Here is a 24,763-nt window from a genome sequence, read left to right on the forward strand (position 1 = left end):
TATTATATTTACTCAGCATCGCGCTCGATGTAAGCGATAACATCGCCCTTGCGCACCTTGCTGCCCTGCTTGGCATTGATTTCTACGAGTTTGCCGCCCAATGCAGCTGGGATGGTTTCAAACTCGCCCCAAGGAGCCTGGATATAGCAGAAGGCATCACCTTCCTTATATTCCTTGCCGATGTATGGCTCTACAGCTGGCTGGCACTCGCCCTCGCCCTGGAATTCCCAGAAGAGCTGGCCGGCTACTGGTGCCACGATGGCATCTGCCTTGGCGTGCTTGAACTCTGCAAGCTGTGCAGGAGTAAGGGTTGTACCGAGCTTGGCATCCTTTGCCTTCTGAAGGTCGGCCAGGAAGTTCTTCTTTGCCTGTCCGCTCTTGTAGTTGCGATACTGCTCTGGGTGCATAGCGAGCTCGAAGAGTTCCTCGTCGTCCTGACCGTAATCCCAACCGTTCTCGTCCATCTCCTTCTTGAAGTCGTCGAGGGCGTTGGTGAGCAATGTGTGTGCATCAACATCTGTAAACTCGCGGCCCTGCTTCTTGGCGAGCTCTACGAGTTCTGGGTCGATAGTTCCAGGAATCTTACCGCTCTTACCGAGAATCATACCCCACATAGAGTCGTCCATCATTACGAAGCGACCCTTGCCCTGCTCCATGGTGAGGAGGTTCATCAGTGAGATGTTCTTTACATACTGGCTGAATGGGGTTACCAATGGAGGATAACCTACGCGTGGCCATACATACTCTACCTCGTCGAAGAGTTTGATGAGCAGGTCGTCCATAGACAACTCTTCCTCACCCTTCTTCTTGCGGATGTTGTTGATGGTCTGACGCATACCGCCGAGGTCTGCCATCATAGAACCCATCATACCGCCAGGGAGACCGCAACCGAGCAACAATGAAGACATGATCTTGTTACCTGGGTTGATGAAGTAGCCGAGCCACTCGTCGATGAACTCCTGAGTCATAGCACGAGCCTTCATATAAGCGCTCATGTTGATTTCAGGCACCTCGAAGCCCTCGTTCTTCAGCATGCTGATAACTGAGATTACGTCTGGGTGAACCTTACCCCATGACAATGGCTCGATGGCTGTATCGATGATGTCGGCACCATTGTTGCAGACCTCGAGGATAGAAGCCATAGAGAGACCAGGACCAGAGTGGCCGTGATACTGGATGATGATCTCAGGATACTTGTCCTTAATCATCTTGGTGAGTTTGCCGAGGAATGCTGGCTGGCCGATACCTGCCATATCCTTCAAACAGATTTCCTCTGCACCGGCAGCGATGAGCTGGTCGGCGATGTTCATGTAATATTCCAGGGTATGAACAGGAGAGTTGGTGATACAGAGTGCACACTGTGGAGTCATGCCACCCTCCTTAGCCCACTTGATAGAAGGAATGATGTTGCGCACATCGTTCAGTCCGTCGAAGATACGTGTGATGTTGGTACCCTGCTTAGCCTTTACCTTATACATAAGGGCGCGCACGTCGTCAGGCACAGGATACATACGAAGAGCGTTCAATCCGCGGTCGAGCATGTGAGTCTTGATACCCACCTCGTTGAAAGGTTTGCAGAATGCGCGTACGGCATCGTTAGGGTTTTCACCTGCCAGGAGGTTAACCTGTTCGAAGGCACCGCCGTTAGTCTCTACACGGCTAAAGCATCCCATTTCGATGATAACTGGGGCAATTTTAGCCAACTGATCCTTGCGTGGCTGGAACTTACCAGAGCTCTGCCACATGTCTCGATAAACGAGACTGAACTGAATTTTCTTCTTCATTATTCTTGTTCTTTTTCTTTATATTCGATGTATGAATTAAATTCCAAGGTGCAAAATTAGACAAAAAAATTGAGAAATCGTCCTATTCGCCTCTTTTTTTATATTTATTATGTAATTTACTTCAATATTTCCTTCTTCATCTTGCTGTTCAGCTTCTCGGCTGCAGCATGGGCCTTGGCGTTGGCCTTCATCGCATTGAGCGAGCGGTGGAAACCCTGGATGCGACCCTCACGATCAGAGAGAGCCAGACTGTCGCCCTTCATATATACAAAGGTGAAGGTATCGCGCTTCGTCTTCTCATTGAGCACCACGCCATCCAGCTCGCGGTGGCCCTGCACCAGAATCAGCTTACCATTATAGGCATGCCATTCCGTATACTGAGGCACGGCAGGATATTCTACCGGACTGTCGTCATCCACATCCTTGTTTATCATCACCCTGCCCACGGCCATCGCCTCGCTCATGCGCTTCAGGGTGAAGCCATACTGGCGCGGCACCATATAGGTTTCTACGATGCTGTCAGGCATATTGGCAAGGATTCTCGCCTGCTGGCGCTTGCTCAGATGCGATACATCGCGCAGCTTCGGCATCACCGGATAGGTCCAGGTGGCCTTCAGCTGGTCCAGGTCTATCACCATGTCGGCACGGTTCTTCTCATCCTTCTCCTCGCATGGCATCACGCAAACCCAGTCGCCCACCTCTATATCTCCAAACACCTGATGGTTGCGAGTGGCATCCAGAATGTTGTATCTTACGGGGTCGCCGCCTCCGTTGGGCAGCAGCACCAGCGCGGTATCCGAGCAGCCCAGGCAGGCAAGTCCGTAGATAGCCCTGTCGCCCTTAGCCGGTTTCGAGAGGCTGATGGCGAGTTTCGAATTGTCCATACGTGGTGGTTTCTTTCCCCTATGACATGCTGCGATGGTTGTGGCGGCTAGCGCCAGTGTGAGTATTGTCTTGACTTTCATCTTTCTATTCATTATTTCAGATGCAAAACTACAACTATTTTTTGGAAGCACCAAATATTGAATCGTAAAATAATTAAAAAAATAGGTGATATATTTTGTAGTGTCTCGATTTTGCATTACCTTTGCAACCGTTTTTTGGGATCAACATCCCCCTCGTCCTGCCACACACGCCGGATGATGAAAAGAAATAGGACCAACTCAAGAATTATATGCAACAAGAGAATATGACAGACAAGACAAATACACACGCTCTCCCGGCATGGACCGAGGTAGAGTATACCGCATTATGCAAAAACCCGTACCTGTTAACCCCATTCTTCATCCCTAAGGAGGCGAAGTGCTTCACGTGCCGCGAAGATGGCACGAGGGAAGAAGAAAGAATGGTTTTCCTCGTTTTCAAATCTACTGCAGCCCCTGCTGATGCCGAATGGGAAGATGATCCTGTTCCGGGCGAGATGTGGGTGCGAGCGCTGGGCGATGACGATGAGGAGATTGAGCCTGCCAAGGTGATTTACCTGGGTCAGGACATCGAGGATTTCATCCGTGTAGCCGCTGAGGACGACCAGACCATCACCTTCGATTTCTGGTGGCGCCACGGCGAGGTGAAGGTGGAGAAGGCCGAGAAGACGGATGACGGATTCGTATGCCGCAAGGATGATTTCGGCGATGACGGACTGGCTGTTACCCTGATTCCTGAGGACGGCGGCAATCCGGTTGTCCTCCGTCTTCAGATTCCTTACATCGGTTTCTCGCTCTACGATGCCGAGGGCAACAAGGTGCATGGCGAGCTGAGCATTCCGCAGGATAAGGTGGATGACTACACCTACGAATTTGTGGGCGATGACAACAACGACCGTTTCACCCTTCAGCTCGACAGCAACAGGCTGGTTTACATGTGTGTATTGCGCCATGAGGACCATCAGCTGGTGGTTCGCAACCAGCGCGACCGTCTTTCAGTAGTAGATCAGATTCCTACCGAGGGCAAGCTTTCTGAGTTGCTGATGAACACGAATTCTGCGCTCATCAAGAATAGGAATCACCGTTGGCGCATTCAGATTGAGGGCACCACGCTGTCTCACGAGGTTGAGTTGAATGTAGATGCGGCATCTCTGGTAGCTTTTGCTGAGGAGCAGATGCAGAAGGGCATGGAGATTGACGAGCTGGGCCAGCATCTGATGGCACTGGAGCAGAAGTATCATTTCCAGTGGTTCTGGCTGAGTGAGGACGACTGGAGTCATGACAATCCGGTATTCGACATGTTCATGAAGCAGCTTTGTGCCTTTTCGTATGTCAGTCAGAATCCTGTTCAGGCAGATGCGTTGATGGCAAGGAACTACAAGCGTAAGATTCGCCGTTACAGCAGTATGCTGAAGGCTCACAAGCGTGGCGAGTTGAATCTTTTTGAGGAGAGTGATGAGGTGCGAGCCGAGTATCTCCGCATCTTCCAGGGTTTCCACCAGCCTTTCGTAGAGGCTTTTGAGAAGGAGGAAGAGGAATAATCTTTTAAGTTTTATCCCTCACATCCCTCACTTTTTCTCTTCTCAAAATGTTAATCATCTGATAATAAGAGAATTATCTATTTAGGAAAGCGTGATGGATGGACAAATTGTTTACAATATCCATCACGCTATCCATCACTAATAGCCTTCATCTATCACGTTTTTCAGCTTATCTTCTTGCAAAAAGCAAGAAGATCTTTGCAGAATATGGTTATGGGACCTGACGAAAACGGACCACACGTTGTGCTGCGCTGGCTCACGGATATTACTGCGCCGGGTTACGGATATTACTGCGTCGGGGTACAGATATTACTGCGTCGGGATACAGATATTACCGCGTCGGGATACAGATATTACTGCGTCGGGGTACAGATATTACTGCGTCGGGGTACAGATATTACTGCGTCGGGGTACGGATATTACTGCGTCGGCTAGCGCAGACGTATCCGTAGGCTTATTGAGACGGCTGAATTCGCTGACTGAACTACTTGAGTTAGCTAACTGAACTACTTGAATAGCCAGACTGGGATAAAAACAAAGCGGGCGGACCTCTTTTCACGAAGAAGGCCGCCCTGTTTCCTAATTAAACTTTGTTTTGCATTAAAGAAATGCAATGCTTGAGCAAAAATATTTTTATTTCTCTATCAGTCCCTCTACATACTTGCAGAGGATGCCGATGCCCTTGAGGTTTTCGCCACCCTGCGGAATGATGATGTCAGCATAGCGCTTGGTGGGTTCGATAAACTGCTCGTGCATCGGCTTCAGGACCTTGAGGTATCGGTCTACCACCATCGATACGGTGCGACCCCTGTCGATGGTATCACGCTGAATGTTGCGTATCAGGCGCTCATCAGCATCGGTATCCACGAACACCTTCAGGTCCATCAGGTCTCTCAACTTCTTGTCCACCAGCGTCATGATGCCTTCGATAATCACAACCGGTTTGGGGTCAACGTGAACCGTTTCCGGTTCACGGTTGCATTTGATATAACTATAGGTGGGTTGCTCTATCGCCTTGCCAGCACGCAGATCAGCGAGCTGCTGGTGCAAAAGCTTCCAATCGAATGCCGACGGGTGGTCGAAGTTGATCTGATGACGTTCTTCCTCGGTCATCTGCGAGGTATCGTTATAATATGAATCGAGGGGCACCACAGCCACATAATGAGGCGGCAGCACTTCTACGAGTTTCTTCACCACAGTAGTCTTGCCGGAGCCTGTGCCTCCCGCAATGCCAATAACGGTCACTTTATCTTTCATATTCTTTCTTCTTTCTATAAGATTTCATCAAACATCTTGCGGTAGAATTCAGCCTTCTTCTCCACTGCCATAGGATAGGCACGGGAACTGGAGGGCATGCGGTACAGACGGAGTCTGCGGCCCTCGAACTGGAATTCTGCATAGCCTCCCATTTCAGGCTTTTCCTTGATGCCGAAGTGTTCTGAAAATACCTTCGTGGCAAGCTGGCCGGCTGTGAGCACCGCCCTGCAATGGGGCAGCTGGCGGAGCATGCCGTCGAGATCGGCGGGCTGCACGATCTGCAGGTCCTTGTCGGATGCCGTATTCTTGGTGCGTATCACCTGCTGTGCGGTATCATAGATGGCGACGCCCTTCTCCCTGAGAAATTTCTTAATAGCATCGAGGCGGTAGGTTTTCTTCTCTACATCCACAAAATGGAACTTATCCTGGAAGTAGATAATCCCGAATATCCTCCACATATCATTTTGGAAGTTGGGATAATACCAGGGCATGCACCACCGCTTCTCTGCAGGCGGAAACGTGCCGAGCATCAGCAGCCGCGCATTTTCGGGCAGCCACGGCTCAAAAGGATGATTCTCAACCATTTTCTACTTCTTTTCCTTCACAAGGTACATCACTACCGGCAGGTGATCGCTGTAGCCGTTAAGCCATCTGCCGCCTGCCTTGGTACGCAAAGGAGCACCCTTGTACTGACCTTCCTGCTGGATGAGGTAATCGCGGCGGAAGATGTGGTTCTTCCAGAACTTCAGAGAACTATAGTCCTTGTTCTTACTATCCTTGTTCAGGAGATTAGGCGTGATGACAATCTGGTCGAAGAGATTCCATGAACCGCTGTAGAACAGGGTTCCCTTACCCTCCTTGGCCAGGATGTTATACCATGGGTTATACATATCATCGGCACCTACCTCGCTGATTTCAGCTTTCGCCTTCAGCACCTTGTGCATGCTGGCGTCGGTAGGATCATCGTTCATATCGCCCATCACGAACACTTTCATCGCTGGGTTCAACTTCAGCAAACTGTCTTTTACAGCCTTGGTCTGGCGTGCTCCGCTCTCGCGATAGAACGGACCGGAGAAACGGCTTGGCCAGTGGCATACGATAACCGCCACATCCTCGCCCGCCAGCTCACCGCGAACAGTGAGGAAACCACGGGTCTTGTAGGCAGAATCCTTGGCGAGTTCCTGTACGTAAGGCACCAATCGGGTGTTCTTCACCGTGAAGAGTGCCGGATTATAGAGCAGCGCACAGTCGATGCCTCGCTTATCGGGACCCTCGATATGGCAGAACTGCATGTTTCGTGCCTTGAGGGGCGGCTGCGCGGTGAGATCTTTAAGCACGTTGGCATTCTCAACCTCAGCCAGACCGATGAAGGCGCAGCCCACGTTAGGCAGCACATCGGTACCCATATCGGCAAGTGCGCGCGACATATTCTTGAGTTTATTGGTATATTTCATACCATTCCATCCCTTAGCAGGGAGATACTCATAATCATTCTTACCGGCATCATGACAGGTATCGAAGAGGTTCTCCTGATTGTAGAAACCTACAGCATACACTTGAAACTGCCTGTTGCCTGAAGTCTGCGACTTCTTTTTCTGTGCTGTAGCGCCCAGCCCTATCATGAGGAGGGCAGCCAGCAAGAGCAAATGTTTTCTCATACAATATTAATTATTAATGTATACCTTATTATATATGTATTTCTTAACTCCATAAGGAAATACGCAGCAAAGATACCTAAAAAACCGGAAATATCTCCATAAAAACGAATAATTTTTCAGTTTTCATGCATTTTTAACATAAATAACTTCTCTTTTAAAAATTTTTTTTGTTACTTTGCAGCACTGATAAATATTTTTGATCGGGACAGAAGACACAAGACCAGAAATCATGATAAGTCCCCCTTACAGTTTACCTAAACAAAATCCAACGGGACTATAAATATATCATCACTGCGAAAGAAGACTGCTGTCACCGACAGTTAAACTTAACACATATAAACTATGCAGAAGAAAGTAAACTTAGCAATGTTAGCGCTCTTCTCGTGTTCATTGGCTATGGCTCAGAACGAAAAGACTGACCAGAACATAGCCCAGGGACTCGACGAAAATGCTTTCACCTTCTCCGAGGCACAGTTGGGCGAGGACGATGACATGTCATCCAATGTCACCATCCTCAATTCTACCAGCAACGTATACGCGAGCCAGGCAGGTTACCGGTTCTCGCCAGCACGTTTCCGCTACCGTGCCTTCAACCAGAAGTACAACGATGTCTATATCAATGGTGCTTCCATGAACGATATGGAGACCGGACAGTTCCGTTTCTCCAACATCGGCGGATTGAACCGATTCTCCAGAAACGTAGACTTCGCCCTGCCTTTCGAAGCCAACGGCTATTCGATGACGGGCATGGCAGGCTCCAACAACTATGATTTCCGTGCCGGAAGCATGCAGGAAGGACAGTATGCAAGCGTAGGTGTTGCCAACCGCAACTATACCCTGCGCGGACTCTACTCCTACTCCAGCGGATTCAACGAGAAGGGATGGGCCATTACAGCCGGTCTCACCTACCGCTGGGCTAACCAGGGATACGTAGAGGGAACCATCTACAACGCCCTCTCCTATTTCTTCGGTGTACAGAAGAAGTGGATGAACGGCCACTCGCTGAGCTTCTCTACATGGGGTAACCCTACAGAAAGAAGCACCCAGGGAGCATCCACCGACGAGGCTTACTGGCTGGCGAACGACTACCAGTATAACCCATACTGGGGATACCAGAACGGACACAAGAGAAACTCACGCGTAGTGAACGACTTTGCCCCTTCGGCTATCGCTACATGGGACTGGGAAATCAACGACCAGATGAAGCTCACCACATCGGTGTTCGGAAAATACTCTATGTACAAGAGCACCAAGCTCAACTACAACAACGCAGAGAATCCGCAGCCAGACTACTGGAAGAACATGCCATCTGCCAACTACTATGTATGGGGCGACTACAAGAACGGCAACAACATGTATACCTGGGAAAACTGGAACAACGCCGTAAATTACTGGCAGGCAAGCAAGCAGAACCGACAGATTAACTGGGACCGCCTGTACTATGCCAACCAGCAGGCAGCCAAGAACGGACAGGATCTGCTCTACTATGTTCAGGCTAAGCACAACGACAACCTGACCCTGACCCTGTCATCCGTTCTGAACACCAAGCTGACCAAGAAATCGAACCTGGCCACGGGTATCATGCTCGGAAAGAGTACCAACCAGCACTATCAGACACTGGAAGACATGCTGGGCGGTGCCATCTTCCACAACATCAACACCTATGCCCTGGGCGATTATCCTAAGACCGACCCACGTGTGCAGTACGACCTGAACACAGCCGGTCCTAACAACACAGGCAAGCTGGTTTACGAGGGCGACAAGTTCGGTTACGACTATCGCCTCGACGTGAACAAGGCAAACGCATGGAGCACCTATACAGCCGAATTCTACAACATGAAGGCGATGCTGAGCGGACGTATCGGATATACCGGAATGAACCGCCGAGGCTACATGCGCAACGGTATGGCACCGAACAACAGTCAGGGCAAGAGCGGCACAGCCAACTTCCTGGACGGTGGCGTAAAGGGAAGCCTGAACGTGGATATGGGCAGAGGCCATGCCTTCAGCATCGGAGCCGGATACGAGCTGCGTGCGCCGATGGCAAGCACAGCCTTCATCTCGCCTGAAATCAGCAACGACTTCGTGACTAACCTCAAGAACGAGCGCATCTTCAGCTCTGAATTCAGCTACCTGTATCGCAACGCATGGCTGAGTGCCAACGTGAGCGGATACTACAGCCGACTGGAGAACGTTACGGAATGGCAGAACTTCTACAACGATGATGAGAATTCATTCACCTACGTGAGCATGACCGGACTGAAGAAGGAATACTATGGTGTAGAGGTGGGCGCTAAGTTCAAGCTTACATCATGGCTCGACCTGAAGACTCTGGGCGCTATGAGCGAGGCGAAGAACATCAACAATGTAAACGCCGTATACATGCTCTCAAAGAGTGCTGAGGTTTACCAGGACAAGGCTTACGTGATGAATATGCGCGAGAGTGGCACACCGCTCACAGTGGGAAGCATCGGTCTCGATGCCCACGTAAACGGATGGTTCGTCAACCTCAATGCCAACTACTACGACCGCATCTACCTCTCTTATTCTCCAAGCTACAGATATGAGAAGGTGCTGACCAACCGCCAGGCTGCCTACAAGGCATTCCCTGAAATCTTTGCTCCTACTACACTCGACGGTATGAGCTGGACTGAGGATGCTGTAGCTCAGGAGAAGGGTCACGGAGGATGGATGGTTGACCTGAGCATAGGCAAGAGTGTGAGACTGAAGAAGGGTTCTCTCAACTTCAACCTCATGATTACCAACCTGCTGAACAACCAGACCATCGTAACTGGCGGATATGAGCAGAACTCACGTTCAAGCTATACACTGGATGCTAACGGCAACGTGAAGAATCCACGCCTCTACCAGTTCTCTAAGAATCCTAAGAAGTATTACACCTGGGGTACCAACGGCATGTTCCAGGTATCTTACAGATTCTAAAGAGCAGTTTCTCTTTAACATAAAGAACAGGGAGCAATCCCGTTTCTCTATAACAATAAAAAGAAAGAACAATGAAAAAGATAAAATTCATAGCATTGGCATTCCTGGCACTGACTCTGGGGTCGTGTATGGGCGACGGTTATGCTGACCCAGACCTGACCGAGAAGGTGCCTGCATCTCCATGGGGCAACAACAGCCTGAGAGAGAAGAATGTGATCAGCATAGCAGATTTGAAGACCCAGTTTGCTACGGTTATCAACAGCGACAATGGCTACAAGCAGATTGAGAAAGACATGATGATCAAGGCGGTAGTGACGGGCAATGATGTCAGTGGCAATATCTACAACCAGGTGAGCGTACAGGATGCATCCGGCGCTATCATTATTGCCATCAACGGAAGTGGTCTGTCGGGTTATCTTCCTGTTGGTCAGGAGATTCTCGTAAATCTGAAGGGTCTCTATATCGGAAGTTACAAGAAGTTGCCTCAGATTGGCGGTGTGAATACCAAGCTCTCAGACGGAAGTCTGGGTATGGGCAAGATAGAGCGTGCCATCTGGAACGAGCACTTCAAGATTCTGAACCCTGGCGAGGCTGATGCAAGCACGGTAGTGCCAGAGGAGTTTGACCTGACAAAGCTTACTGATGCAGCCTATATGGAGGCTAACGTGGGCAAGCTGATGACCCTGAAGAAGGTGAAGTTTGCTTCTGCCAACGGTACAAACGTATGGGCACCAGGTGATACCAATACGAGTCTGGAACTGATTGATGCCGAAACGGGCAAGAGAATCAACAAAAACAATCTGGTAGTGCGCAACTCGGGTTATTCTAAGTTTGCCAACGAGGTGATTCCACAGGGTGTATTCGATATCACCGGTATCTTCACCCGATTCGGCGACACCTGGCAGATTGTACTTCGCAGCACGGATGATCTGAAGGCATCAGAAACAGGCGGTACATTGGAGAAGCCTTACACTGTGGCTCAGGCACTTGAGAAGATCAATGCCGGTACAGCAGGCGATGCTAAGGTTTATGCTACCGGTATCATCGTAAAGGTGAAAGATGTAGATACAGGCCAGTATGGTAACGGTACATTCGTTATCTCTGACGACGGTAAGGATACAGAAGGCAAGACTCTCGAGGTATTCCGTTGCTACAACATCGATGGTGCAAAGTGGACAGAGGAAACCAAGAAAATCCTTGTACCGGGCAAGAAGGTGGTTGTATCAGGCACCCTGCTTGATTATAACGGCACCAAAGAGATTAAGGGTGGCAATCTCATCTCTATCAAGTAATTACTGATTATCAAAATAGTAACAATATTTAAAAAGACAATAATATGAAAAAGTATATATTTTCAGTTTTGATGGCGGCAATGGCTGCCTTCACATTCAGCAGCTGCGAGGATGTGCCAGAACCTTACACACAGCCTACCAAGCCTGAAGCTCCAAGTGCTGGCGAGCCTAAGGGTACAGGTACTGCTGCCGACCCATTCAATGTGGCTGGTATCGTTAAGTATATCGAGGATGGCGGAAGTGCCGACCAGGAAGTTTACACCAAGGGTAAGGTGGTATCAGTTAAGGCAGGCAGTTTTGATGCTACTTATGGTAGCTTGAAGTATTATATCTCTGACGATGGTACTACTAATAACCAGTTCTATGTTTACAATGGTTATGCTGGTCCTAACCGCACCAAGTTCTCAGGCGAGGATGCTCTCAAGCCAGGCGATGAGGTGGTGATTTGCGGAAAGGCGAAAAACTTCAATGGCACCAAAGAGTATGACACGGGCAACTATGTTGTAACACTCAACGGTAAGCCAATGGGCGGTTCAACTCCAGAAACTCCGGGAGACGGCTACATCAACGAAACCTTCAGCAAGAGCTTCGGTTCATTCACAGCCAAGACCATCAAGGGTACAGCATGGGGTATCGACTCTTACGGCTATGCAAAGGCTACAGGTTACGATATTGCCTCTAAGACAACAACTCCTTCAGAAAGCTACATTGTTTCTAAGGCTATTGACCTCTCTGCATCTAAAGGCGCGACATTGGAATTCTCTTACATACTCCGTTATGTTACCAGAGATGGTGCAGCCGTTGAGGGAGTAAAGAATCAGGTTCTCATCACAGACAATTACACCGGTGACCCAGCAACAACCAAGTGGACTGACATTACTGGCACAATGAAGGAAGGTGTGGATTGGAAAACCTGGGAAACCTACAAGCACGATCTCTCAGCCTTCAAGGGCAAGAAGAATGTAGTTATCGCTCTCCACTATACCTGCGCAGCTTCATCTGGAACATGGGAAGTAAAAAATCTCTCAGTAAAAGAGGCTACAGGAGAAACACCTGATACTCCATCTAAGCCTGATACTCCAGCCACAGGCGAGGGCTTGACCATCGATGGCACCACCGTTACATTGAGCAATGCGGCAGCCACAACCACGGGTGCCAGCGTAGAGCTGGATCTCAACGCAGCAGGTTTGGTGAACGAGGAAGCCGTAGAAACCGTAAAGTTCTCAGATGGTTCCACCGTAAACTTCGATGCCAACGGTCAGAAGAATGGTCCTAAGTTCTACACCAAAACCAAGGGCGTTCGCGTATATGCCAACAACAAGCTCATCTTCAAGGGCATCAAGAAGATTAAGCAGATTGTGATGACCTGCGACAGCTACAACGGCACCAACTACGTGGGCAATGCCACAGCCACCATCGAGTTCTCAGGCACCACAGTCACCTACACCAACCTCTTTACAGAGACAACAGGCGGTGGTGTACAGCTTCGCGTGAAGACCATCAAGATAGTTTATGCGGAGTAAAGCGCTAATTCTCAAATATTTCTTAAAAAGAAGAGGAAAAATTTGGTGGTTTCAGGAAAAAAGCGTAACTTTGCAGCCTGAAATTGATAACAGGCTATAATGGGCATGCCCCGATAAGGGACACGAAATGATGCAGCAAGCATCCCCATGACGTCTAATTTTAATAACCCAATAAAAATAAAAAAGAAAAATGAAAAAAGGTATTCATCCAGAGAATTATCGTCCTGTAGTATTCAAGGATATGTCTAACGGCGATATGTTCCTCTCTCAGTCTACATGCAAGACTAACGACACTGTTGAGTTCGAAGGCGAGACTTATCCAGTTGTTAAGATTGAAATCTCTAGCACATCTCACCCATTCTACACAGGTAAGAGCAAGCTCGTTGATACAGCGGGTCGCGTAGACCGCTTCATGAACCGTTACGGTAACTTGAAGAAGTAATAATATACCTTTTTTATAAGGATATATTTATTATCGCAAAGATACTGAGTGCATTCCAGCGTAGTTGCATATACGTAGGAATGCACTTTTTTTCTCTATTCTATCCTCATGCAATCGATTTCTACATACATTATTATATAGAAAGCACTAAATCTTTAACTTCAAAACATTATCGAGAATTATGAAGCATACTAAGTTTTTTATCTTCGCGCTCGTTGCTGCGATGACGTTCTCTGCCTGCGGCACTGACGATACCCTGCAGTTCTATTATCCTGAAAACGGTGGTACTACCGGTGGCGGTAATACGGGTGGTGGTAATACCGGAGGTGGAAGCACAGGTGATGGCAGTTTGGGAGATAATACTCCAGGAGTATCTACCAACAAGGCTAACCAAAATATGAATATGCCTACAGCCATTATGCCTGAGGTAGTAAAGAATGCCATCAATGGTTTGGAATTTCCTAAGATTAAAGGAGGTTCAAGCTACGTGGTTACTCACATGGCAGATAATGCAGTTAACTTCAGTTCTGAATGGGATGACAATCTTCAAGCACAGCGCTGGACTTGCTACTTCTATTGTGAAAGCAACAAAGGAGGTAACGTGGGACGTTTAGGAGATTTTATCAATGACCCAGACTTGGCTAAGTATTACCCTGGAATTACAGAATTTGCAGAAACACCATACAAAAACTCAGGTTATGATCGCGGACACCTGATAGCATCTCATGAGCGCCAAGTTTCAGCTGTATCAAACAAACAGACTTTCTATTTCACCAATATGCAGCCACAATATTCTACCTTTAACCAATCTAAAGGTATTTGGTTTGCAATGGAACAGCAAAACTTAAAGCAAAACATCTCAGGAAGAGATACGCTATTCGTAGTGAAGGGTGGCACTATTGAAAACGGAAACGTAATAGAATATGTTAAAAACAGAAGCCATATCAAACCATCAGAGTACGTAAAACAACCTCATGATGGATATATCCCTGTGCCAAAATATTTCTTTGTAGCATTCCTGGAAAAGAAATATAATAAAGACACTGACAGTTTTAAATACAATGCTTTCGGCTACTGGTTCCCTCACGTGGACAAGGCATTTGAAAAGGGCGATATGCTCGGCAACTATGTCGTAAACATCAAGACGCTGGAAGACAAAACCGGTATCGACTTCTTCTGTAATCTCCCTGATGAAACCGAGAAGAAAGTGGAAAACGAAGATGCAGAAGTCATCAAGAAACTTTGGGGCTTTAAATAAAAGGCTATATACAAACAAAGAATCCGCTCTCTCAAATCAATGAGTGAGCGGATTTCTTTTGTTTATATCATCATCTTCTCGGCAACTTCTTGATAGCATGTGGCATGAATGCCCTGCCGGTAGCCTTACCGAAGCTAGGAGCTACGGAATCGGTTGCAGCAGAACGGGTCTTCTTACGGGCTCCACTCGGATCGTAGCGCACTAAATCGATTTGCATCACATCACCCTTAGCCTTACCTGTTCCTATCATAAAACCATAGAACACATCCTGGCCCTTTTCATCACCCAGATGGAAACCATACTGCTTAGCACCTGCATCCATCACATAGGTAGCACCCGTATCATTATAACGGATATAAATATCACCATTCTTATCGATATACCAGGTAAACTTCAGAGTCTGGGATTCATTGCTTCCATCATCGGCATAATCCACTTCTACACCATTACCACTGAGCGAGTTAACCTTATCACCCGCCTGATAGAACGTCATCTCGGCATTGAAACTGTAGTTATTGCGAGACTGGCCGTCCTCAGCAAGTTCAGAGAGCATCACAGAGCCTCTCCAGTCGCCTGTAAGAGTCTGAGCCTCCGACAGCAGGTAATCATCCTGAGAGCCGTTAGAACCATTGTTCCAGTCGCCCTGGTTCCATCCCCAGCCACCATGATTATAGTCATCATACCAGTAATCATCATCATCACATGAGGTGAATGAGAAAGATGCTGCGGCTATCGCCATCCACATCCATATCCGATTAAACTTTTTCATATCTTGTTTCCTTTCTTCAAACTAAATTCCTTATTGCCTTACTTCACTATAAAGCGGCGAACAGGCTTCTGATTATCATCTGCCACCTTAACATACTCTACAGAATCCTTAGCTCCGCGAGAAACAATCTGGGTGTTCTCCAAGCCCGAATGCTGCTTGCTGTAGCCCCAACCGTCATCGTAATCCCAATCGTAGCCCCAGTCATAATCGCGCCAGTTATAGCTGTAAGAATCGCGATAAAGCTCGAAATAAGCACGGTTGCCGTTATCAGCCTCTACATATCCGGAGAACTTGCGGTCGCCCAGAGCATAGTCGTAAATCACAACATCACTATTCTCATCAAGAAGAGTGATATAGATGTTTCTGTTACGTACTGTCCAGGTAATATGGTTTGCTATATAATTGTTGCCATGCCAGTAATTTCCCTTAAAGTAATCGATCCAATAGCCTGTACCGGAATAGATGCCATCATTCTGGTCGAAGCGGATTACCGAGTAGAGAGCCTTCTGATTACCATATTCTACCAACATATTACCCTTCCAGGTACCATCGAGGGTGTATGCAATATCAGAATCATCATCACATGAAGTGAATGAGATGCTCATCAAAGCTATGAAAGCCATTGTGAGAAGAGTAGTAAACTTTTTCATATCAATTTATCAGTTAAGTTATTTATATTCTTATATCTTCTAATTATTGAGTTCTCGAAGAACAGCATTCTTTCTTGAACCCGATGCAAAGGTAGTGGATTTTTCGTCTGCATCAAAGGGGAAAAGGATACAAACTGAGGGGGAAATCCCTATTCTTTCAAAAGCAACTGCTTTTTTGATGTATTTTTCTTTGCCCAGAGTGGTATTTCTTTCGGTTTTGATGGTCTTTCTTTCTCTGTATCAAAGATTTAACACCTTCTTAACACATCGTATCGATATTTTTCGTATCTTTGCATCATAAATAAGTAATTATTCAAAGAACATACTTTTAGAACAAAGAAAATTCTAAGAATGCGCTCACAAAATGAGTTTCAACAGTTTATTAATTATACGTTAAACCTTTAAAATTATTAAGTTATGAACAAATTTTTACGCTATTCATTATCATTGGTTCTGGCATTCGTAGCTAGCGTTACGTTTGCAGGAACAACTCCTTACAAAGTATTGACTTTCCCTGATGAAGGTACTGAAGGCAAGGAAATAAATGGTTATGACAAAACCTGGAAGGCTACAATTGGAGAAGATGTCTGGACTATTGAGAATTTCAATACATACCAGTGGCAGGGTTGGAAATACATCAGATGCGGAAGAAAGAAAGTAGCATCTATAGCTTCCATCACTTCACCTGCTATTGATCAGCCAATCAGCAATATTGTCCTGACCATCGACAAAATTACTAAAGATAAAATCAATTCTATCAAGTTGCAGGTAGCAACTGATGCAGAATGTAACAATGTAACTGAAGAAATCCCTGCAACGATTGAAGATGGAGACCTGATCTTCAAGCCAACTAATTCTGCTGCAAACAATTACTATAAGTTTATCTTTGACTGCCAGGCTGGAACAGGTAATGGTTTGATTCAGGTTTCTAAGATTGCATATTATAAGGTAGGCGATGCTCCTGTAATCGTGGACATCACAAATACAGCAGAAACCGCTTATACCATTGCTAAGGCAAAGGAACTGATTGATGCAGGTGAAGGTCTGAGCGAAAGTGTATATGTTAAGGGTACTGTATCTCAGGCTAGTAAAGAGTTAAATGCTACATTCGGCAGCCTTTCTTACAACATTTCTGACGATGGTACAACAGGAAATGAATTGCAGGTTTACGGTGGTCTTTCTTTCGAGAGTCAGAAATTCACTTCTGTAGAGGACATCAAGGTGGGTGACGTAGTTGTTGTTTATGGTAAGCTTAAGAAGTTTAACACTACTTATGAGCTTGATAAAAACAACATTCTCATCTCTCTGAATGGTAAAACTACCGGCATCACTAACATTACAGCAGACGAAGCTGCAAAGAACGCTCCTGTTTACAACCTCGCAGGCCAGAAGGTAACCAAGGCTTACAAGGGTGTAGTCATCAAGAACGGAAAGAAGATGATTCAGAAGTAATCAAATTCAAAACAATATATCCCTACTGCTCCTCCGATATTCATTTATCGGGGGAGTTTTTTGTTAGGCATAACATAAGAAGGAACCACCAGCAAATCAACCAAATATTACCCCTATAACATGAAAAGTGGAATAATTTAATGCAATAACATAAAAAAATACACCTAAAACTACAATATCTCATTTATTTTCACTACCTTTGTTGCGATTAATAAACGTATACGAATAAAAATGATGAAAAGAAAATTATATATTACCCTATTAGGACTGCTCTCTACCATCATGACAGCAGCTGTACCCTACTGCGATGTGAGAAAATTCTCTATCACAGACGGACTCGCTGCCAATACCATCTCAGACCTCAAACAAGGTAAAGACAACCTCATGTGGTTCAGTACCTGGAACGGACTGTCGTTCTATGACGGCTACAAGTTTCATACTTTCAGAGACAACCCCGATGATATTGACGTCCTGTCAACCAACCGTATACTCCAAATAGAACCATCCTATAACAACAACGTGTGGTGTATCACATACGACCACAAGCTCTACGTATACGATACCCACTTCTGCCGGTTCTTTGCTGTTGGACAGAAATTCAACGAACTGTTCAACATCGACCTGCGCGTGAGCCAGGTATACCCAATGAAAAACGGAGCTACATGGTTTACTTCAGAAGATGGAAAATACATCATCCGATCAGCAGGAAGAACCTTTGAAGAGCGGAACATAGAACTCATCAAAGTAGGAGAAAAGGGACTCAGAAGCGGAAATGTATGGTACATCCATCAAGATATACACGGAAGAGAATGGGTGCTTACCGACAAAGGCGCATACATATATCATTCGAAAATTCCAAGCAAACTGCCTTTCAAATGGCTCAGAGGGGTGGGAGAAGATGAGTTCCTGGCAACTGAAGACGGCAAACTGGCAAAATATGACCTGCAGAACCGACTCACCATGATACCGATGCCGGAAGGCGTAACCCGTATCAACCAACTGAAAAATACAGGTTACCAACTCCTGCTGGTAACCAATCTGGGTGTTATCATCTACAACCCGCGCACCTTCAAGTTTGATATCATCAACGTACAGAGCCCGAGTCAGCCTCTGGCAGAGGTAAAGAAGATTTATACCGATGATTTCGGTATGGTATGGGCATTTACAGACGGTATGGGAGTAACCCTCATCAACCCGAAGACCGGACAGAAGCAGTGGCTCTTTGCCGATCAGGACGACCCGATGGACCGCACAACCTGCGAAAGCAATTTCATCACACAAGACGAAAACAAGACCCTCTGGGTAGTGCCAAGAGGAGGAACCTTCAGTTATTTTGACCGCAAGGCAGGAAAACTGGTGCCTTATCTGCTGAGAAGCAATTCATCGGGCAACTACCGCATACCGAAGATTACGAAATATGTACTCTCAGACCAGGGAATCCTCTGGCTGACAGGCTCTCACGACCTGACACAGGTAGTCTTCAAATATCACCCTTACATTATCAACAAGCTGGATGTGGGCGAAGACGAAGTGTTCTCGGTAAATGCATCACCAGACGGACATATCTGGACAGGCTATCACAATGGAGTAATCCAGGTACTCAACGCCTCCTACCAGCGTATCGGATACCTTTCGCCAAGCGGACAGATTGTGCCACAGCAGGTAAACTTCGCCGAGAAGGGCATCTTCGCCATCCACTTCGATATCAAGGGAAGAACATGGATAGGAACCAACGGAAACGGTGTATATCTGATAGACAAAATGCAGGTAAGACACTTTACCTACGATGCAAACGACCCCGCTTCACTGCCATTCGACAAGGTATTCGACATCGTAGCCGACCGCACCGGACGCATCTGGATAGGTACCTATGGTGGCGGTATCGCCCTGGTAAATGAGGCAGCAGACGGCAGTATCAGCTTCATCAGTAAACGAAACGGACTGCCTTGGGAGAAGCAGCACTACGACCGCGTACGCCGCATCTGCTGCACCACTACGGGAACCATTCTCGTAGGTACTACAGATGGTCTCATCACCTTCAGTGATGCCTTTACAAACGCAAGAAAGATCAAATACCACAAGACCTACTACATACCGAACGATACAACAAGTCTGGCTGCAAACGATATGAACAATATCATGGAGCACACCAGCGGCAAGATGTATATCTCGCAACAGGGCGGCGTGATGGAAGAGATTGTGAGCAAATCGCTCCTGCAAGACAACCTGAAGATGAAATACTTCCATGCCATCGATGTTAACGAAGGCATCGTACAGGGCATGGTAGAAGACAACCAGGGAAGAATCTGGGTAATCAGAGAATCGAGTATCGACTGCGTAAACCCGAAAACGGGCCAGTGCAATGTGTTCGGACCTAACGATTTCGACTTCTACATGTCGTTCTCGCAAAGCCGTCCTTACCACGATCCGGCAAGCAACAACATCTCGGTAGGTACCCCGATGGGACTGATTACCTTCAATCCGGCTACGCTGAAGAAGAGCAACTACCAGCCTAAAGTCATCTTCAGTTCCCTCCATTATAGCGGAGAGAAGGAGTCGGAACCTATCCTGCACAAGGAAAAAGTGGTGATTCCTGCCAACAAGCGAAGTCTGACCATCACCTTCGCATCACTCGACTATCAGCGCAAGTATCAGACCAGATACCTCTATCGCATAGATGGTTATACAGCTCCAGGCGAGTGGATATCGAACGGAAGCAGCAATGTCATCGGCTTCAACCGTATCAATCATGGCGATTACGTACTCAAGGTGAGAGCCACCAACTCGCATGGTGTATGGAGCAAGTATGTGGCAGAACTGCCTATCGAAGTGCGCCCTACCTTCTGGGAAAGCATCTGGGGCAAGTTTCTCATGCTGCTCCTGCTCTTCGGTATCGTAGGCGCAATCTTCTATACCTACAACCAGCGCCAACGCGAGAACATAACCCACGAGATGAGCGTGCTGAAGAACGAATTCTACAACGATGCTGCCAACCGTCTGAGAACCCCTCTAACGCTCATCGGAGCCCCGGTAAGAACCATTCTGGATACCGAGCCGGGTATCACCCGAAAGGGCAAGGAACTGCTGAAAATGATAGCAGACAATGCTAACGAGATGCTGGTAATGCTGGACAAGGTTCAGAGATACGGCAACAAGGCAGACTTCCATACGAACAGCGGTCTGACCGAGGAAGATTACGACCTGGCAGAAAGAGAAAAAGCGAATGGCCAGATTGACGACCACAATGCATCTGACTATCTGGAAGAAACCAACAAACAGAAAGAAGAAAAGGATGCAGAGGCTGAACGCCTGGAAGAAATGGGCAAGGAACAGGAAACTGCACAGGAAGAAGCGGAACAAAAAGACCAGACGATACTGGTAGTAGAAGACAATGCCGACCTGCGCAAGTTCCTCTACAGCATCCTCTCGCCTACCTATAACGTGCTGCTCGCAGAGAACGGAAAGGCTGGTTTAGTGATGGTCCGCAAGGAGATACCAGACTTTATCCTCACGGACGTTACCATGCCTGTGATGGATGGTTTGTCGATGATTCACGAGATCAAGCAGGATACCACCCTCAACAACATCCCAGTGATGATTCTCTCGGCCAAGGCAAGCGTAGAAGACCAGCAGCGAGGCTTTGATGAAGGTATTGTTGCCTATATTACCAAGCCATTCTCTACCACTTATCTGCTCGGCAGAATAGAGGCTATCCTCACCCAGCGCCGCAACATTCAGATGGATGTCATCAGAAAACTGAAGGAAACTGGCGATAAAGATGCCATAGCAGCCCTGCGAATACTGCCTGCAGCAGCTTCTCTGCCTGCTCTTAACCAGGCTGAAACTAGTGCCGAGAGCGAAGCGGTTGATCCAAACAGCGAGCTGGCATTTATAGCGGCACAGATTCAAGACAGAACCATGATGCGTGTCTTCTGGTTTGTTGTTGCCAATGCAGGCAACCCGGGACTCAAGATTGATGACATCTCGAACGAAATCGGTATGAGCCGAAGCGTACTATATAATAAGGTGAAAGCAATAACCGGAATGACACCGGTAGACTTCGTTCGCCATATACGTATCAAGAAGGCATGCGAGATGTTGCGCAAGACAGACGATACTCTGACCAGTATCGCCTTCGCAGTAGGTTTCACCGACCCTAAGTATTTCTCGAAGGTATTCAAGAAAGAAACGGGTATCGTGCCTACTGAATACCGAAACAGAACGCAGGGATAGCCCGCATCATTACAGATAAAAAAGTAATACATATACAGAACATATCTTCAGTTGTTGTCGGGCACAGCCTTCTTCGTTATCGTACACAGCAAAACGTTCAAGCAAGGAAAAAAGCAGAATAGTCATAAAATTGAGCCGTTTTGCTTAGTTTTTTGACCGAATATTGCAAAAAAGTATAAAAATGGGGGGTATTTGATTAATTTTCCCTTTTTACTGAAAAAAAGCTGAGAAAAAGTTTGGTGTTACAAGAAAATGTAGTACCTTTGCAACAAGTTCTTAGAAAAGTTAAATGATAGATTAATCGTAAACCTCTTTTTCTTTGTTTTTTTGAGGAAAAAGAGGTAAAGAAAAAGGAATGCAGGGTTTGTGAAAATCCTGCATTTTTTATTTTTTCATCTTTCATGCAGGCCGTTATGTAGTCTTATAATCTACACACCTTTCTATTCACAAACCCAATTATCTACGGAATCTATATACTCTTAACTGCGATACTATCTACATTATATATATTACGCTCATTCCTTCATCTATGATTTTGTTCGATTTTTAGAATTTTTAAAAAAACTATTGAAGTATTCTAAGAGAAAAGTAGTATCTTTGCACTCTAGATCATATAAGTTGAGATCGGAAATATAGATAACACATACATAAAGATAAAAAAAATGAGAACTGTTTACGAATTTTCTGTTAAAGACAGAAAGGGAAAAGATGTTTCCCTCAAGGAGTATGCCAACGAAGTGCTGCTCATCGTTAACACCGCCACAAAGTGTGGTTTCACACCTCAGTATGAGGAACTGGAGAAACTTTATGAGACCTATCATTCTCAAGGTTTCGAAATACTTGATTTTCCTTGCAACCAGTTTGGTCAGCAAGCCCCTGGTACAGATGAAAGCATTCATCAGTTCTGCAAGCTTACATACGGCACAGAGTTCCAGCGCTACAAGAAGATCAAGGTAAACGGAGACGATGCTGCCCCTCTCTTCAAATTTCTGAAAGAATGTAAGGGCTTTGCTGGTTGGGACGAGAGCCACCCTCTCTACCCTGTTCTCGACAAGATGTTGAGCGAGGCTGATCCTAACTACAAGGAGAGTGCCGATATCAAGTGGAACTTCACCAAGTTCCTCGTTAACAAGAAGGGTCAGGTTGTAGCCCGCTTCGAGCCTACCACAAGCTTCGATGTCATCGCTAAGGCTATCGAAGAGTGGTTGAACTTCTAATGAAAGATAGAAGTCTCGAACTGAGAATAGAATTTCTAAAAAAAGAGAATAGAATCTCTAAATAAAAAGCCAGGTTGCTTTTCGCAGCCTGGCTTCTTTTATAATGTGATATTGTTATTTCAATATATCTCAAAGAATAATTGTCAACTGTTTGCTATAAACTATAAACTATTAACTATTAACTGTTAACTGAAAATTAGTCAACCTTTGGCACATCCTTGAGGAACTGCTGGATTTCTTCATCACTTACTGAATAATTGTGCAAATCGCCATTAATATAGCTATCGTAAGACGGCATATCGATAAGACCATGGCCTGAGAGACAGAACAGGATAACCTTCTCCTTGCCCTCTTCCTTAGCCTTCAGAGCCTCACGTATAGTGGCTGCAATCGCATGGCAGCTCTCTGGAGCAGGAATGATACCCTCGGTCTGTGCAAAGAGCATACCCGCCTTGAATGACTCCAGCTGAGGGATATCTACACCATGCAGGTAACCATCCTTCAGAAGCTGGGAAATAATCATGCCCGCACCATGATAACGGAGACCACCGGCATGAATGTTGGCTGGCTTGAAATCATGACCCAAAGTAAACATTGGCAGCAATGGAGTATAACCAGCCTCATCACCGAAATCATACTCAAACTTACCGCGAGTCAGTTTAGGACAGCTCTCTGGCTCTGCAGCAATAAACTCAGTATGGCGCTCGCCTGTGAAGTTGTGACGGAGGAATGGGAAGGCAATACCACCAAAGTTACTACCACCACCGAAACAAGCAATCACCTGATCAGGATACTCACCTGCCATCGCCATCTGTTTCTCTGTCTCTAGACCGATGATGGTCTGGTGAAGTGCCACATGATTGAGCACAGAACCCAGCGTATACTTACAGCCCGGTGTGGTTGTAGCCAACTCAACAGCCTCACTGATAGCTGTACCGAGCGAACCAGGATGATGAGGATCACGTGTGATGATATTCTTACCGGCACGTGTACTCATGGAAGGAGAACCCTCTACTGTGGCTCCAAACGTACGCATGATGCTGGAACGGTATGGTTTCTGCTGCATGGTAATCTTTACCTGATAAACTGCTGCCTCCAGGCCGTAGAGTTTTGCTGCATAAGAGAGGGCTGCACCCCACTGTCCTGCACCAGTCTCTGTAGTGACGTTGGTATCACCCTCCTGCTTACAGTAATAGCACTGAGGAATCGCTGAATTAATTTTATGAGAACCTAACGGGTTGGTACTCTCATTCTTGAAGTAGATATGCGCCGGAGTACCGAGTGCCTCCTCAAGGGCATAAGCACGTACAAGAGGGGTTGAACGGTAGAAGGTGTACTTCTCCAGCACATCTTCCGGAATATCAATCCAAGCGTGCTCTGTATCAAGTTCCTGCTTTGAGCACTCCTTATTAAATACGTGTGACAAATCATCAGCATTCATTGGCTGGTGTGTCTGAGGGTTCAATGGTGGCAATGGCTTGTTAGGCATATCTGCCTGAATGTTGTACCACTGAGTAGGAAGTTCCTGCTCGCTTAAGATGTACTTTTTCTGTCTCATGTTTATATATATGTTTAAAATTGTTGTATGCCTGAACAAAGGTACAAATAAAAAATGAAATAAAGAATTTTTTTATGTGTTTTTCCACTATTTTTTATTTTTATCCAATAAAATAGTTCATTCTACAGGTATTATTTGTTACATAAGTGTATTTTCAGTGTCATTTTTATAAATTTAATCAAATATTACCCCACAAAATACCAAATATTACACCCAATATTATAATGAAAAATAGTATCTTTGCAACAGAAAAATTCAACATG

17 protein-coding genes are annotated in these 24,763 nt (G+C 46.3%); 9 read left to right on the forward strand and 8 right to left on the reverse strand.

Translation table 11 applies throughout. The features are described 5' to 3' along the window. Nucleotides 1-8: 8 nt before the first annotated feature. On the reverse strand, nt 9-1,784 hold the full coding sequence (locus DWV53_RS09490) for a biotin/lipoyl-binding protein (RefSeq protein WP_118153152.1): 1,776 nt from the start codon (nt 1,782-1,784) through the stop codon (nt 9-11). A gap of 116 nt (nt 1,785-1,900) precedes the next feature. Next, nucleotides 1,901-2,749 carry a hypothetical protein gene (locus tag DWV53_RS09495; RefSeq protein ID WP_259318957.1) on the reverse strand — a complete coding sequence of 283 codons (849 nt, stop codon included), beginning with the start codon at nt 2,747-2,749 and terminating at the stop codon, nt 1,901-1,903. Nucleotides 2,750-2,973: 224 nt separating this feature from the next. Here DWV53_RS09495 and DWV53_RS09500 point away from each other — a divergent pair, with 224 nt between their 5' ends. Beyond that, the gene (locus tag DWV53_RS09500; protein WP_118253976.1) at nt 2,974-4,248 is read left to right on the forward strand and encodes a hypothetical protein; all 1,275 of its coding nucleotides are present in this window, start codon (nt 2,974-2,976) and stop codon (nt 4,246-4,248) included. 633 nt (nt 4,249-4,881) lie between these two features. Here the strand turns inward: DWV53_RS09500 and udk are convergent. The 3 genes from udk to DWV53_RS09515 are packed head-to-tail and all read right to left on the reverse strand — an operon-like array spanning nt 4,882 to nt 7,163. After that, nucleotides 4,882-5,505: a uridine kinase gene (gene udk / locus DWV53_RS09505; protein ID WP_117691549.1), complete on the reverse strand. Its 624-nt coding sequence runs from the start codon at nt 5,503-5,505 to the stop codon at nt 4,882-4,884. A 14-nt stretch (nt 5,506-5,519) separates the two neighbouring features. After that, nucleotides 5,520-6,089: a uracil-DNA glycosylase family protein gene (locus tag DWV53_RS09510; RefSeq protein WP_118153156.1), complete on the reverse strand. Its 570-nt coding sequence runs from the start codon at nt 6,087-6,089 to the stop codon at nt 5,520-5,522. Nucleotides 6,090-6,092: 3 nt separating this feature from the next. Further along, the gene (locus DWV53_RS09515) at nt 6,093-7,163 is read right to left on the reverse strand and encodes an endonuclease/exonuclease/phosphatase family protein (protein ID WP_118153158.1); all 1,071 of its coding nucleotides are present in this window, start codon (nt 7,161-7,163) and stop codon (nt 6,093-6,095) included. A gap of 342 nt (nt 7,164-7,505) precedes the next feature. Here DWV53_RS09515 and DWV53_RS09520 point away from each other — a divergent pair, with 342 nt between their 5' ends. The 5 genes from DWV53_RS09520 to DWV53_RS09540 all read left to right on the forward strand — a co-directional run bounded on the left by DWV53_RS09520 (nt 7,506) and on the right by DWV53_RS09540 (nt 14,621). Then, nucleotides 7,506-10,106: a TonB-dependent receptor gene (locus tag DWV53_RS09520; RefSeq protein ID WP_118153160.1), complete on the forward strand. Its 2,601-nt coding sequence runs from the start codon at nt 7,506-7,508 to the stop codon at nt 10,104-10,106. Between the two features lie 71 nt (nt 10,107-10,177). After that, nucleotides 10,178-11,398, forward strand: a complete 1,221-nt coding sequence (locus tag DWV53_RS09525; protein ID WP_118153162.1) for a DUF5689 domain-containing protein — start codon at nt 10,178-10,180, stop codon at nt 11,396-11,398. Nucleotides 11,399-11,442: 44 nt separating this feature from the next. Beyond that, nucleotides 11,443-12,921: a choice-of-anchor J domain-containing protein gene (locus tag DWV53_RS09530; RefSeq protein WP_147468763.1), complete on the forward strand. Its 1,479-nt coding sequence runs from the start codon at nt 11,443-11,445 to the stop codon at nt 12,919-12,921. Between the two features lie 190 nt (nt 12,922-13,111). Continuing rightward, a complete protein-coding gene (locus DWV53_RS09535) occupies nt 13,112-13,363 on the forward strand; it encodes a type B 50S ribosomal protein L31 (protein ID WP_118153166.1) in 252 nt (83 codons plus the stop codon). A gap of 181 nt (nt 13,364-13,544) precedes the next feature. Beyond that, entirely contained in the window at nt 13,545-14,621 is a 1,077-nt protein-coding gene (locus tag DWV53_RS09540; protein ID WP_118153168.1) for a DNA/RNA non-specific endonuclease, read from the forward strand. Between the two features lie 70 nt (nt 14,622-14,691). Here DWV53_RS09540 and DWV53_RS09545 read toward each other — a convergent pair whose 3' ends face one another. Next, nucleotides 14,692-15,390, reverse strand: coding sequence for a hypothetical protein (locus DWV53_RS09545; protein WP_147468764.1), 699 nt, complete (start codon nt 15,388-15,390; stop codon nt 14,692-14,694). Between the two features lie 38 nt (nt 15,391-15,428). After that, nucleotides 15,429-16,040: a hepatitis A virus cellular receptor 1 gene (locus DWV53_RS09550; RefSeq protein WP_147468765.1), complete on the reverse strand. Its 612-nt coding sequence runs from the start codon at nt 16,038-16,040 to the stop codon at nt 15,429-15,431. A gap of 417 nt (nt 16,041-16,457) precedes the next feature. On the opposite strand from DWV53_RS09550, the gene DWV53_RS09555 reads away from it, so the two are divergent. From DWV53_RS09555 to DWV53_RS09565, 3 genes are all read left to right on the forward strand, one after another. Further along, nucleotides 16,458-17,492 carry an OB-fold nucleic acid binding domain-containing protein gene (locus tag DWV53_RS09555; RefSeq protein ID WP_147468766.1) on the forward strand — a complete coding sequence of 345 codons (1,035 nt, stop codon included), beginning with the start codon at nt 16,458-16,460 and terminating at the stop codon, nt 17,490-17,492. 234 nt (nt 17,493-17,726) lie between these two features. Then, entirely contained in the window at nt 17,727-21,725 is a 3,999-nt protein-coding gene (locus tag DWV53_RS09560; RefSeq protein WP_181992465.1) for a hybrid sensor histidine kinase/response regulator transcription factor, read from the forward strand. 662 nt (nt 21,726-22,387) lie between these two features. Then, complete coding sequence (locus DWV53_RS09565) at nt 22,388-22,942, forward strand: glutathione peroxidase (RefSeq protein WP_006847257.1); 555 nt, start codon at nt 22,388-22,390, stop codon at nt 22,940-22,942. 196 nt (nt 22,943-23,138) lie between these two features. Here the strand turns inward: DWV53_RS09565 and DWV53_RS09570 are convergent, their stop codons facing one another. Further along, a complete protein-coding gene (locus DWV53_RS09570; RefSeq protein WP_118153177.1) occupies nt 23,139-24,500 on the reverse strand; it encodes a TrpB-like pyridoxal phosphate-dependent enzyme in 1,362 nt (453 codons plus the stop codon). Nucleotides 24,501-24,763: the final 263 nt, after the last annotated feature.

Source organism: Segatella copri (assembly GCF_003465495.1).
In the GTDB taxonomy this organism is placed as follows: Bacteria; Bacteroidota; Bacteroidia; order Bacteroidales; family Bacteroidaceae; genus Prevotella; species Prevotella copri_G.

Bases quoted from the DNA above. Each gene is read 5' to 3' on its own strand.
- DWV53_RS09565 (WP_006847257.1), top strand. From the start codon at position 22,388: ATGAGAACTGTTTACGAATTTTCTGTTAAAGACAGAAAGGGAAAAGAT.
- DWV53_RS09530 (WP_147468763.1), top strand. From the start codon at position 11,443: ATGAAAAAGTATATATTTTCAGTTTTGATGGCGGCAATGGCTGCCTTC.
- DWV53_RS09495 (WP_259318957.1), bottom strand. From the start codon at position 2,749: ATGAAAGTCAAGACAATACTCACACTGGCGCTAGCCGCCACAACCATC.
- DWV53_RS09515 (WP_118153158.1), bottom strand. From the start codon at position 7,163: ATGAGAAAACATTTGCTCTTGCTGGCTGCCCTCCTCATGATAGGGCTG.
- DWV53_RS09500 (WP_118253976.1), top strand. From the start codon at position 2,974: ATGACAGACAAGACAAATACACACGCTCTCCCGGCATGGACCGAGGTA.
- DWV53_RS09550 (WP_147468765.1), bottom strand. From the start codon at position 16,040: ATGAAAAAGTTTACTACTCTTCTCACAATGGCTTTCATAGCTTTGATG.
- DWV53_RS09560 (WP_181992465.1), top strand. From the start codon at position 17,727: ATGAAAAGAAAATTATATATTACCCTATTAGGACTGCTCTCTACCATC.
- DWV53_RS09555 (WP_147468766.1), top strand. From the start codon at position 16,458: ATGAACAAATTTTTACGCTATTCATTATCATTGGTTCTGGCATTCGTA.
- DWV53_RS09545 (WP_147468764.1), bottom strand. From the start codon at position 15,390: ATGAAAAAGTTTAATCGGATATGGATGTGGATGGCGATAGCCGCAGCA.
- DWV53_RS09490 (WP_118153152.1), bottom strand. From the start codon at position 1,784: ATGAAGAAGAAAATTCAGTTCAGTCTCGTTTATCGAGACATGTGGCAG.
- udk (WP_117691549.1), bottom strand. From the start codon at position 5,505: ATGAAAGATAAAGTGACCGTTATTGGCATTGCGGGAGGCACAGGCTCC.
- DWV53_RS09525 (WP_118153162.1), top strand. From the start codon at position 10,178: ATGAAAAAGATAAAATTCATAGCATTGGCATTCCTGGCACTGACTCTG.
- DWV53_RS09520 (WP_118153160.1), top strand. From the start codon at position 7,506: ATGCAGAAGAAAGTAAACTTAGCAATGTTAGCGCTCTTCTCGTGTTCA.
- DWV53_RS09510 (WP_118153156.1), bottom strand. From the start codon at position 6,089: ATGGTTGAGAATCATCCTTTTGAGCCGTGGCTGCCCGAAAATGCGCGG.
- DWV53_RS09535 (WP_118153166.1), top strand. From the start codon at position 13,112: ATGAAAAAAGGTATTCATCCAGAGAATTATCGTCCTGTAGTATTCAAG.
- DWV53_RS09540 (WP_118153168.1), top strand. From the start codon at position 13,545: ATGAAGCATACTAAGTTTTTTATCTTCGCGCTCGTTGCTGCGATGACG.
- DWV53_RS09570 (WP_118153177.1), bottom strand. From the start codon at position 24,500: ATGAGACAGAAAAAGTACATCTTAAGCGAGCAGGAACTTCCTACTCAG.